Genomic DNA, 12,284 nt, shown 5'->3' with positions numbered 1-12,284 from the left:
GGGAAGGGGTGCGGGTGGGGATTGGTGCGCGAGACGAGCCAGCAAGCCGCTCGTAGCTTCTTCATAAGCGCCTAGCACCGAATTACGGATTGGATTTAGCTCAGAGTGGAGGCGCGTATTGTCCTTTGGCTTGTTCATGCGACATCCTCCAAGCTCACCCAAAGCCGCCAGGCCATGACCTCCTTAGCGTGCCATGATAGTCATGCCGTCTTCCGCGTGCGTATCAGTAAAGACCTCTTGCGGCGAAGCGACTCCCTCGCCGCAACGACATTGCCCGCCTTTTCTCAAAGTATGATCGGCGACTGCGCGCACTGATGCAGCGCAGAGCCATGTCGTCGATCGATTTCAAACCTGCACCTAGGAAGGGAACTTGGTGGTTACTGGATCGCTGGGACCACTCTTCCTTAGCGCTCATGCAACATCTCCAAAGACTCTCTGTTATCGCTTCTCCTTCGTGGCGAAATCTGGAACAGGTGATGGTGCAGTCAGGAGCGACAATCACGTCCAGAAAGAATGGACGCGTTCGGTCTTCCAGCCAGAAATCTATCCGCACACTATCGAAGGTGAATGCGTCGTGGTCGCTGGCCTCGTCTGCCTGCATCGAAACACCTCCTGGTTCGGCATAGGACAACCTTTTCGCCAGAAGCTTCCTCTCCTAGTTGGGCCGAAGCCCCGTTCAAGACTTGCGACCAACGCTCATGCCCTGGCTGAGCTCGCCATAAATGATGAAGAGCCAATCTTGGAAAAGCATCTCCAGGGCTGCCACGGATATGACCGCGCTTTCGGTGGTGGAACGAGGATGAATTCGGGCAAGTGCCTCGAAGGCCCGCTCCACGCTCACCGCAATTTCGGCCTTCGGTCTATATTCTCTATACTGGCACGAAGAGGATCCTTTTGATCGCATGGCACGCCTCCGGGATAAAGCTGCGCGGCAAACTTCATTTCAGCCTGCCTCTTTAATGGGCCCCCATGGATCGAGGTTCGCCTCTCTCTAGTCTCAAACTCATCAATTGCCCTTACTAGATGCTCGTGATGGACTTTGAAGCTATTTCCTTCGATTGCATGAAGTGCGGCCTGCTCGATGATACGAAAGATGGTTTCGATGCGGCCCGCGCTCAACACAAGCAGACGCGTGCTGGTATCGTCCTGAAGCTCCGTCGCCCTACGGTCTGGTCCCATCGTCTTGTCTCCTCGCCTACTCGATGTTCGACAAACCAGGGCGGATCCCATCATGACGAGACTCCCGAAGAAGTTCGTCAAATCGGCCTCCAGCTCCCCGCTTGAGCCTTCGACAATCATTCTATCCGTCATTGCACGCATACGTCGAGTCAATAATGGACCAATATACGTCAGCTATTACGATATAACATCTTGTAATTGCTTGCTTTATTCTAATCCTTGCCGCGACATACTGCGTTCTAATTTACCGATTTTTATCAAGGATTCAATTATTGCGTGCAGTCTAATCCTTGAAGGCTCTCGAAGGATTCGATTGCACTCAATCGCGCACGGCAAACGGCCTCTCGCGTACATTTCCGGGGGCGGCGCGATTGCGGAGCGAAAAATGCTACGTTCGTTCAACATCAGTCCTTCACTTGACTCGATGGGACTTGCGAAGAGCGCCCCCCAAACTGGATGCCGCCTGTGGCCAATCCTTCAAGACAGCGCCTGCGCGCTCGGGTCGCGGGTGATCGCTGCACAAATCCTTTGCGGCTCGCTTGATTGTAAGCGAACCGCGCCAGTCCCTAGCATTCATGGCGCGGCCCACTAGCGCAGCCAGAGAGCGACGGCATCGCATGGGTGTCAGCAATTTTGGTGGGATCAGCTGCGCTGGTAAGGCGTGCGCAGCGTCACCATAGTGTTCGGACCGAGAGGCTGCGATTCCAAGTCCAACGAAATAAGATCGGCACACGCCAAGGACATGACGGCTCGGCTACCGCGGGAGCCAGTTTCTTTGATGCCTTGAAGGAGATCACCCAACTTCATCGAAGGTTGTTCGGAAAGCAGCTTCAATATACCCAAGCGCAGGTCGAGCGGCACGTGATGTCGATTATATAACCAAACCAGTCGCGAGTTGCTGAAGCGGGGCTCTCGCCGGAGGTCCTCGGATGTTAAGGCCCGCGTCGGAATATTGAGTTCCCCAAGAGCCATCAATGCCAACCCCTCTTCTTCGAGATCTCTGAGCGGTCGAGCGGGAATGATGTCGAGAAGAGAGCGGCCACCCTCGCCCTGCACCACGATTGCGTCTACATCGACTACTTCCGAGCCAACAGTAGCAGACTCTATGTATTCGATCGAACGAACTGCCGCGTCGAGCGAGAATTGGATTAGGGCATCCCTGATTGCTGGGTGTCGAATTGGAATCGCCGCAGTTGTCTTGGCCGAAGTGAAATGCTCGGGCGGACTTGCAGCTTGGCTGTTTTCGGACATGTCTCTTCTCTAGTGCACTGAAGAATAGCCTAGTTAAGGGTCAGCCCAGGCAGTCGTAGCGCTGCCTTCTGCCGCGGCAGTAGTTGCGACGCTGGAAAGCTCGCAGCCGAGCACCTTGGCTCGTGCATCTGAGCCAATCGCTTCCACTTCTTGGGCCCATGACGTCCTCAAGATGCGGTCCAGGCACCTCGTCTTTGTTGCTTACCCACGCAATTTCAATGAATGCATCGATCGCTCTGTCGTAGCGACAAGCGACAATAGACGCGCGACCATCAACTATCTTCTGAACGAGGTGAACGTTTTCAAAGCCAGGCTCAATCGATACCAAGACCCCAATGGCGTGTACGATGCACCGATTCATCAACGTTCTGCCGGTTCGATAAAGGCGCCCGGGCGCACCGCATTCCTCACACGTGCAATGCGAACATGCCTCGGCCCGGCTAACCGCATCGACGATCAGGGATTGTGATGAGGTCCCCAGCTTACCACTCCAATAGAAGCGCAGGGTCCCGAGCCTCTGACTAATTTGCCTCGCTACAAACGTGTCTCCTCCCACAATTGCGCTCTCGATCCTCGCGCAGGCACGCTCTAGGAGACCACGCCATCCATCCCCGCATCGTGGGTAGGCGCGGGACACCGCGGCTTTGCCGGGTAACGCATGGAATACTTGTGGATGAGCCTCGATCAGAGCGATTCGCCAATCTCCCATCTGCAGTCTCCTACGAAACTCATGTCTTATATAACTATATAAATATATAGCTGCTGGCAAGATAATGAAATATTGCAATAGATTCAAATCATTACAGGTCACGCGAGATCTAGTTTAGCGCGCGAGCCTTCGGCAGCTGGTCGGAGCAGTGGGTGCAGTTGTGGCGATGTGTTAGGCGTGGGACCTTGCTGCGATTAAACTGGCAGGCGCGAACCTCGGATGATCGAGAAGAAGAAATCGGCGAAGCGAGGACGTAGATCGCCCGTAGGAGATCGCCGCCAATTCCTCACGATGATGGACCCGGAGATCATCAGGGCAATTAAGACGGCTGCTATAGCGGAAGATCGCGCCGCCTGGTCTGTTATGGAGGAAGCAGCTCGGGAGTGGTTGGAGCGGCGAAAGAAAAGATGAGATGGAGTTTGCCGGTAATTCATGAATTTGTATTCCGGCCAACTTTGAGCAAGCTCTGCAACGTTGTTGCCGACCGGTCTGGCTCCCGATGCGGGTGAAACCTGTCTCCTTCAGCACATGAAGGTCAATGGTCAGAGCAGCCCGGTCATAAGTGTATCCATGTAGGTTCGAGTTCCGCCCGGCCAGCGTATGCGGACGCTTTTGTGCGGACACTTTTAGAACGACTCGATTTGGGCTTTTAGAGCGACTCGATTTCGTTTTAAGAACGACTCGATTTTCTATCCCGCTGACACGCCTAACGAATTTCGCCTCGATTTTTTCCCCGATTTTTGAGCGCGAAAAAACCGAGGGGGTCCTTTCTCTCTTTTCCGACCCTCACTAGGCGAACTGATCGCGCAAAGAGAGGTCGCTGGATAGATTGCGCCGCGTCGTCAGCGTCGGTACGTCCTGCCATTCTTTCCCATTGAAGGCTTTCACGCTGGCAGAAATCACCTCCGTCTTGCACTTCGAACACCCCAGTAAGTCAAACGAGACCAGGGCCTTCTGCCCCTTGCGGTCAAGCATCCGCACTGGCGGAGCCCAAGCCATCACTCCCTGAACCGCACCAAGATCGCCTGTCTTGAACATCTCTATAACCTTGCTCGCCTCGTCGAACGTCAGTTCCTTCGTTTGTTTGGTCTTTAGCTTCCGCAGATACGAGCCGCATTCGGCGCAACGCCACAGACCCTTGATGAAAAGAAACGTGGCCGCCCCGCCGATCAGGAACCCGACAAACTCGATGCCGGCAAGCGCATAACCCATCTGGCCGACTTCTCCAGAGTCAATGCCAGCGCCTCGGCCGACGCGCATGTGTGCCTTCGTCAAAACCAGATCGACATAGCTGCCGAAGTCTATGAGGTCGGCGACTCTGCGGTCATCCTCGAGAACAAATGTCGCGTAGTCGAGATAGTAGATGAGGACCATAGTTGCAGCCGCAACAAGCACCATGAGGATGGCGTCGACGATTGTTGGCTGTATGTTAAAATAGCGCGCTGCGAGAATTGCACCGCTCGCTCCGAGCATCCCTACGCAGATCGCGCCGGCAGGGATGATGAACCACAGCTTGTACGTGAATAGGTTGAGACCAATCATCCTGGTGATGAGGACGTTGGCGACCGCGGCCAAAATGCAGGTGATCGCCATCGCAATCACTAGGATGATGTATTTCATAACGAAACCTCTTCGGTCAGTTCTGCAATGAGCCGGTCTGTGTCGAGAGCGAATTCCTTCCACGCCACACCCGCAACCAAGCCTATGACGAAACCGGCTATGTGCGTGGCATAGGCAACACGACTCGTCAGTTCACCGACTGCTACCGCGACCCATATCTGGAGAGCTATCCACGCGGCTGAGAACTGCCACGCACGCAGATATAGTACGCGCAGGAAAGGAACGATTCTCAACTTGGCCTTGGGGAATATGATTGTATAGGCCCCCATCAGCAACGATAGCGCGCCTGATGCTCCGACAATCGGGATGTGCGAGGCTGGGCCGATCAGCCATGAGCCTAGAAACGCCAGCGCCCCAAGTCCGACGAATGCTACCGCGAATACAGTATATCCCACGAGGTTCTCGATCGAGCGACCAAAGGCAATTAGAAAGATCAAGTTGCCAACTAGATGCTCCAACCCCGAGTGGACAAACTCGGCGGTGAAAAGCGTATACAGCGACACAATGGGATGCTGGCTGAAGTCAAGTGGTACGAACCCGAACACCCTAACAATTTCTGCGCCCGCGTCCGGTGCTAAGCCGAGAAACGTAGCAGCAGCGCAGACCGCCGCGATAACATAAGTTGCGACGGCCAAGCGCTTCCGACGCAGGTTATCCCCGAACACCACGACCATAGGCAGCCCTCTCCCACGCCACAATTCTGCGATAGAAAATAGGCAGCGACAAGAGGACGTTAGACCAAGCGAATCTTCAGACGAAGCTCTCCCGCCTGAAATCGTGAGAGCTTACGAAGACGAGCCTAATCGCGCCAAAGCGTGCTCAAGGTCGTCATTCTCGATCATATCGCGCTTCGACCGAGCAGCAAGTCTCGCCGCCTCGTTCACAACCCATGCTACATCGCTCATCGGATGACCGGCGAGGAATTGGCTCTCCTTGGAGAGATCTGGGAGATCATGCGGCCGATCTTTCAGCATTCCCCGAAGCGCCAGTTCGACTTCTTCCTTCGTAGGATAGTCCACATGCACTGATTGATCGAACCGGCCTTTCCGCAACACCGCAGGGTCGAGAGCTTCCCGGCGATTGGTCGTCCCGAGGACCAGGACGCCGTTCTTCGCCGCGGACTCGATCATTCTGAGGATTTCGGTCAATTCCTCGACCTTATGATCGTGGGACATCGGCCCGCGTGCCGGCGCCACGGCGTCGATCTCCTCCAGAATCAGAAGCGATGGTGCGCTTCGCTTGGCCTGCTCGAAGGCCTTTCGCATCGCCACCGTGGTCTGATGGATGAACGGACTACCGATCTCTCCAAGATCCAGCCTGAAAACGGGCCGTCGAAGGGCGGCAACAAGAGTATCGACCGCGTGAGTTTTCCCGGATCCCGGCGGGCCATAGAGCAGAATGCCGTTCGGAAGTTGGACTCGAAGGGCATCGTATCTCGCAGGGTCCGCACTCGGCTCGATCACGTATTCGCGGAAGAAGGCCTCGAGAGCCGGTCGGCCTGGCAAGGAAAAGTCTTCAGGGGCCGGAGGTTCCAGAACCTCGGAAATGCCCAGTGCCTCCAGGAAGAACTCGATGTCCTGCGCGGACACCCACGGATTCAGCCCTCGAACGGACCCGATGTCCAAAGACGGAATCTGCCCCGAGCCAACTAGGATCTGTGCAGCAAGCCTCTTCAGGTCTTCCGGGCGATCCGAGTCTTTCACCGGCAGACAGACCTCGATCGACGTCACGAACAATGCGCTTCCCACTTCCGCCTGAGGATCTCGTTGGCGCAAATCCGAGATAGCCTTGCCCATCGCTTTAATGTCCGGCGACGTCGGCAAGCCGAACCGCTTCGGCCATTGCAGCATCGGAACTGGCTCCTCGGCCTTCGACATCGATATAGCCAAGAACGACCGGCCGCTGAAGTCGACCCCTTCGAACTTCGTCGCGACAGTGGATGCCGCGGCGCCCTTGCCGGCCGTGCTGTCGCTGGCGATGACCAGCATCAACCGTTCGCTCGACTGGTCATGCAGCACCTGATAGCCGGCGCCCTCTGCCCTGAGGCGACCGACGGTCCCGCAAGCGATCTGATGGCCTATCGGAAACCAAGGGAAGGCGGTCATCTTACTTCATCAGGCCGGCAAGCGCTGCGCTGGCCGCTTTCTTGGCGCTGGTCGGATACTGATTATCCAGGATTTGACCAATCACCCTGCGCAGACCGCTCAGGTCGTTCCGATCAATACAAGCTTCTCCCTCCGCGATGAGACGGTCGTGAAGCGCCTTGTCTGTGGCGAGATGACGCTCACGCGTGAACGAAAGGAACATGTCGACGTGGAAGCCGGGTTGCTCCTTGGCGCCATCCAGGAAAATGGCGATCATTTCCGAATACGATCTGCGGGCATCGTCCGGCCGGCCGTGCTGCAGTGCTTCATGCACCTGCTCAAGCAAGGCATCAAAGCGGTCGTTCGTAGACCGAGGCGCGTGGGCTCTAACGGTGGCGTTGTAAGCTTGCACGAGCCCGTCGACTTCTGCGGTAAGGACCGATCCGACGTTTTCGGGACGGTTCTTGATGCGCGAAATTTCCTGCCGAATGGCGCGGCCCTCTTCAACGATAGAGCGGCGAGTGTCGGCCTCGAATGAAGTTTTCAGGTTCGCACGTTGTTCCTCCAGGCGACGATTCAGTTCGTCTGCTTCAGCGCTGCTTCTCGTGCCTATGGTGCGTTGCAACTCCTCGAGCTCATTCGTGGTCGTGTCGAGGACCGAATTGGCCAAGTCCTCGCCCTCCTGTCCTTCGAAGTTCTTCTTGGCCCCCTGGACCGTGAACATCTTGCCGGTGTCGAACTTGCGGCCGATGGACGGGACCTCAAGGGCGCAGTTCAGTATTCCGTTCTCGTCCAAATTCCAGTGGATCCGGATGAGATCACCGCGGCGGATAATGTCTCCCTGATCGAGTTCAGCGCCTTCCAGCCGGAAGCTGCCTACGTGCAGGTTAAGGGCCGGGTCGGTTACGCCAGGCTCCATCTGGTAGACCTCGACATCGAGACCGTCAGCGTCCCCGCCCTTCAGATCTTTCGCCGCCCGATAGTTTTCGATTCCGTTCGCCGGGATCGACTGCCCTTTCTCTACAAGCGCGTTCAGAACGTTCTTCGAAATCCCCCCTTCGTTCGCGACGACTGTCACTGCGATCGTGTGGGTAATGGGGGTCCCTGCGGACGAGGCGTCGGTGCGCTTCACCACGATTCTGGTTTCCGCATCCGGGATAGCATTCCCCGACTGGTCGAAGACCATGACGCGATAGTGGTTGTCCCCCCGGCGTCCGACTGGAACGTCGTTGACAGAGTTGGTGTCGTCGAGCGGAAGTTGCCCGCTGGTCCATCCCATGTCGCTGTCGATCTGAAGACGATAGCCCTTCCCCTGAGCCTCCGGCTGCGGCCGGATCCGGATCCGGATCCGTGCATCCGAAGTGCGCTCCGGATACCCGTATTCAATCTTGATCGCTCCGCCGGCGCTGACCGTCGCCCGCGTCGGCTTGGCCGTCACCGCTGCGCCAGACCAATCGCGGCTTTCGGCAAAAATTGCGGCCCCGAAGGCAACGGAAGTCATCGGATCCGAATCCAAATCCCCCTGAATGCCGAGTTGCTCCGGCACGCGCGAGCGCACGATGGGCATGCGGGTCGGGCCGCCGATGAACACGATGCGGTCGATGTCGCCAGGCTGATAACCATTCTCCTTCAGGAGCTTTCGGCAGGCATCGATCGACCTCTCGACCTGGTCGAAAACCAGTTCTTCGAGCTGAGGCCGGTCGAACGGGATGTCCAGATAAATCTCCTTACCGGCCCGGTCCCGCGCTGAGATCTGGCTCTCGTCCGCCGAGATGCGCGTGGAAAGTCGGGCCGACAGTTCGATTTTCGCCTTCTCTGCGTAAGACCCGGCGATCCTCAGCACGCGTTGGTAGGTCGGATCCTTCTGAAGATCTTCCGGCAGGTCGAATTGCTCCATGAGCCAAGGACGAACGATACCGTTCACCACTCTGCGGTCGAAATCGGTGCCGCCGAGCATGTTGATGCCACCGTGGCCGACGACATTAATCGTCCCGCCGACGCTTTGGACGATGGCGACGTCGAATGTCCCGCCGCCGAGATCGTAGACAAGAAACTGCCCATCCTTCAGCGCCGAATTGCGCCTCTGTCTGTCGGCGATCGAGGCCATTGCAGCGGCGATGGGCTCCTGGACGAGGCCTACACGACCGATACCTGCGGCTTCGGCGGCGCGCATGGTGGCCTCACACTGCATCTGATTGAACGCGGCGGGGATGGTTATGACTGTTCCCTCCAGATCGAATTCTCCGATCGCCAGCTTGGCCTGTGCGAGGAGCGTCTTGAGCACTTCGGCGCTCGCGTCCTCGGCACTCATCGTCCGGCCGGCGCTCTTGAACTCGATGGGGCTGGAGGTCCCCATCAGCCGCTTGAATTTCTTGCCGACGTTCTCCGGAGCGAAGGCATCCTGTTCGTAGGCGCGCAATCCGATGAACATGCCGCCCCGCCGGTCGATCATGATGGCGCTGGGAAGTACGTCGGCGCCGTCCACCGTCTTGTAGAGACGGAGTTCCCGTCCGTCGTTGCCGACGATGGCCGAGTTGGACGTTCCGAGATCGATTCCGAGGTACATGCTCACTCCTTACTCGCCAGGTAGACTTTTCCCATCAGGATGGGGCGCATATCCGCGATGACGGCGGGTTCGATAGTCCGCGCGACCACGACGTCGGTGCGGTTCGGAAACTCGTCTCCGTTCACCGGGGACGCGGGCAGATTGATCTCGAAGTCCATTCCGTCGAACGACTGCACAGACATCTTCCGTTCCTTGAGGAGATCGTCGAGCCGATCGGCGGCGTAGCGACCCTGCGATGCGAACCTTTCCCGCCGTCCGTCGGGAACACTTTCGAGGGCGCGTTCTAGCACACGGAGCAGTTTCCAATACTCCACCGCGAGCCGAGCCATGGTCTCTTCGCTTTCCGCCATGTCAGGTCCTTCGCTTTCCCGGCGTCGCCGCCGACGTTGTCGATGCGGCATTTTTGTCGATCCCAGCGGTCATCGGTTGACCCGGGGCCTTGGAAGTGAATTCGACTGCCATGTTGCGGCGAGCGCGCGACCCTCGGCATCAAGGGCGTATCGCTTTCCGGGCAGCTCTGCATCCACGGCGTTCTTATCGCTCTGCCGATATCGATAGTTGCTGCAACGCGAGTTGAAGTCATCGATGCCAGTGTTGAAACCCTGTCGTTGGGATTCCGTGGTAATCATCGACCTCGCGGCTTCCAATCTGATACCCTGGTAGGAGCAGTATCGGATATTCGAGCGAGACAGAGATAATCCGGATCCGACCGCTGGCATCGTCTCGCTGGTATCCCCTGGAACGAAAGCGTCGTTTCTGGTCATCGTGGTCGGACTATTCGTCGTAGCCGAATACGATGGGGGTGAAGGCCGGTAGTTCGTGGTCCCCGACCTGTTGTTGTCGTTGCTCGCCACGATCCAGATAAGAACACCCGCGGCCGCGATGCCCCAGAACCAGCGAGTACGGACCACGGCCTTATGCTTGGCGGACACCGTCTCGCGAATTTGACGGGCGCTCTTCAGGTTTTCCTCATCGGTCTCCAGCGTGAGTAGCCGTTCCGCAAGCTTTTCGGCCTCGCCCCATTTCTCAGCCTGGAGACTCTTGCCAAGGTCCGCCTCCACCTGATTTTTGCGGACGACCCTCTGGTCCTCTCGCAGCGCTTTGATCATTTCCGCGGTCGGCGGTTTGTGGTCGGCAAAGTCCAGAATTCCCTGGAGCAGGTTCTCAGCGGCGCGGGGTGCGGAGGAGTCGTTGTTGAGCGAGATCGCCACCTCTCGGACCAGGCGCCACGGCGCGTCGGAAAATGGCAGTTTCGCAGTCGATCCGACCGCGGTCGCGAACTTATCGAAGAGAGCTTTCACACTGCCTGTTGATCCGGGTCCGAAACCCGCCCGGAGCAACTCGGATTCGATGGCCCGATGAGACTTATTCGCCGCCTCACATGCCTGCAGCAGCGGGGTCAGAATCTCTTCCGCAAGCTGCTCGTTCCGTAGGTCGAGGAGTTGGGCGGCCTCCTCCTTCATTTGGGCCGCAGCGCGAGGAAGGTGACCGAAGACACCGGTCGCGATCTCGACGACCTTTCCAGCGCTCTCGAATTCCTTTTTCTCGTTGGCCAACCACAGCGCCAAGTCCCTGACCTTGATGTACATCTCACGGGTGGTCGCATCTTCCCGCTGCCGGTGGATTTCGTAGCTTTGGACCGGACGTAGAAGGGAAATCCAACTTTGTAGGGCGGTGTCGAGCTTGGCGCGGCATGATTGCGATTTCGGGCTCTTCTTGATTGCTTCGCAGGCCGCCTCGATGGCCTCGCTCCGTTTGGAGAGTTCAGGCGCGATAATCTGGGCGAACGTCCTAACGTACACGTCAAGCCTGAACAGCGTCGGGCTGTAAGCGTCGGCAGTGATTTTGGAAACAAAGCGATCGAATAGATCGGTAGCTCCGTCCGAAAAGCCCAATCGTTCGATTACGGCCTTCGTCTGTCGGTCGAGAAGTTTCGAAAGGGCCTCGCTCACCTGCTCCCTGTCGACGCGCCCCAGAGCGATCTCCTCTCGCACGTCGTTGATCGCATCGCATACCGCTCCGGGCGTGACAGTTGCTTGCGCGGCTATGAGCTCGCAGAGACCAGCCATTTCCAACGGCAGAGCCGAACCATAGTGGGCGATGACATTCGATCGCGGAAGCGAGTGAAGTTTGCCCAGTTGTTCACTGATTTCGTCGATCGTAGCGCCGACGCGTATGTTGGAAACAATCTGCGAGGTCAGCCGCGGATCGACATCTAAAAAGCCCCCCACTTCAGCTTCGATCCTGAGGCGGGGTGTCATGAGCGTTTGCTGGGCTCGCATCAGGACGTCGACATCGTCGACCTCATCTTCGACCGCATCTTCATAGGCTTCCTTGACCAATGCTGGCGCTGCCGTCGGTGGCAATCCAAGCAGCACGAAGGGGTTCTTCAGGATGCTGAAGTCGCCACCTTCAATGGGAGCGCGTGAAGACTCGGCAAGAACGCGGTCTCGATGGGAGCGATACAATTCGCCGTTCTGGGGCGCCAGTCGAATAGCTTCATCGAAGTCAACCAGGGCGCGGTCGCGATCACCCTTCCTCGCCCACACCAGGGCCCTCAGTCCGTAGGCATGAGCGTCGTTGGGGTCCAGCGCCAAAGTACGGTTGAAATCGTTCAGCGCATCGTCGTACCGACGCATGCGCGCTTTCAAAAGTCCTCGCTGACGATAAGCCTTGAGATCTCTCGGATTGCGGGAGATAGCAGCCGTGAGCTCGGCGATCTGGGCGTCGAGATCGTTTTCGATCGATTTTTGCACCCCGTCCGACACCACGACCCCAGATCAGCTCTGCCCCCGACACTTTGGCGGTTGGACTATTGTTTCTTGCCTGCGCGGTGCCGCTCCAACCACTCCTTGGCGGCTGTTTCCAGGACCTG

At 57.5% G+C, this 12,284-nt stretch carries 9 protein-coding genes; 1 reads left to right on the top strand and 8 read right to left on the bottom strand.

Annotated features, from left to right (window positions below):
* Positions 1-676: 676 nt before the first annotated feature.
* Positions 677-904: a hypothetical protein gene (locus FXV83_RS43635; protein ID WP_148744995.1), complete on the bottom strand. Its 228-nt coding sequence runs from the start codon at positions 902-904 to the stop codon at positions 677-679.
* Positions 905-1,821: 917 nt separating this feature from the next.
* Entirely contained in the window at positions 1,822-2,430 is a 609-nt protein-coding gene (locus FXV83_RS38040) for a hypothetical protein (protein ID WP_148744993.1), read from the bottom strand.
* Between the two features lie 928 nt (positions 2,431-3,358).
* Between FXV83_RS38040 and FXV83_RS38030 the strand changes: the two genes are divergently transcribed.
* Positions 3,359-3,550 (top strand): hypothetical protein, encoded by a 192-nt coding sequence (locus FXV83_RS38030; RefSeq protein WP_148744991.1) that lies wholly within the window; start codon positions 3,359-3,361, stop codon positions 3,548-3,550.
* Between the two features lie 378 nt (positions 3,551-3,928).
* Here the strand turns inward: FXV83_RS38030 and FXV83_RS38025 are convergent, their stop codons facing one another.
* The 6 genes from FXV83_RS38025 to FXV83_RS38000 all read right to left on the bottom strand — a co-directional run bounded on the left by FXV83_RS38025 (position 3,929) and on the right by FXV83_RS38000 (position 12,177).
* A complete protein-coding gene (locus FXV83_RS38025) occupies positions 3,929-4,759 on the bottom strand; it encodes a hypothetical protein (protein WP_148744989.1) in 831 nt (276 codons plus the stop codon).
* The gene (locus FXV83_RS38020) at positions 4,756-5,433 is read right to left on the bottom strand and encodes a rhomboid family intramembrane serine protease (protein WP_148744987.1); all 678 of its coding nucleotides are present in this window, start codon (positions 5,431-5,433) and stop codon (positions 4,756-4,758) included. The genes FXV83_RS38025 and FXV83_RS38020 overlap by 4 nt, the downstream gene beginning before the upstream one ends.
* A 111-nt stretch (positions 5,434-5,544) precedes the next feature.
* Positions 5,545-6,864, bottom strand: coding sequence for an ATP-binding protein (locus tag FXV83_RS38015; RefSeq protein WP_148744985.1), 1,320 nt, complete (start codon positions 6,862-6,864; stop codon positions 5,545-5,547).
* Position 6,865: 1 nt separating this feature from the next.
* Complete coding sequence (locus FXV83_RS38010) at positions 6,866-9,409, bottom strand: Hsp70 family protein (protein ID WP_148744983.1); 2,544 nt, start codon at positions 9,407-9,409, stop codon at positions 6,866-6,868.
* A 2-nt stretch (positions 9,410-9,411) separates the two neighbouring features.
* Complete coding sequence (locus FXV83_RS38005; RefSeq protein ID WP_148744981.1) at positions 9,412-9,759, bottom strand: hypothetical protein; 348 nt, start codon at positions 9,757-9,759, stop codon at positions 9,412-9,414.
* A gap of 69 nt (positions 9,760-9,828) precedes the next feature.
* Positions 9,829-12,177, bottom strand: coding sequence for a tetratricopeptide repeat protein (locus tag FXV83_RS38000; protein ID WP_148744979.1), 2,349 nt, complete (start codon positions 12,175-12,177; stop codon positions 9,829-9,831).
* Between the last annotated feature and the right edge of the window lie 107 nt (positions 12,178-12,284).

The organism is Bradyrhizobium hipponense, from assembly GCF_008123965.1.
GTDB lineage: Bacteria > Pseudomonadota > Alphaproteobacteria > Rhizobiales > Xanthobacteraceae > Bradyrhizobium > Bradyrhizobium hipponense.
This window is presented reverse-complemented; position numbering and strand designations above follow the sequence as displayed.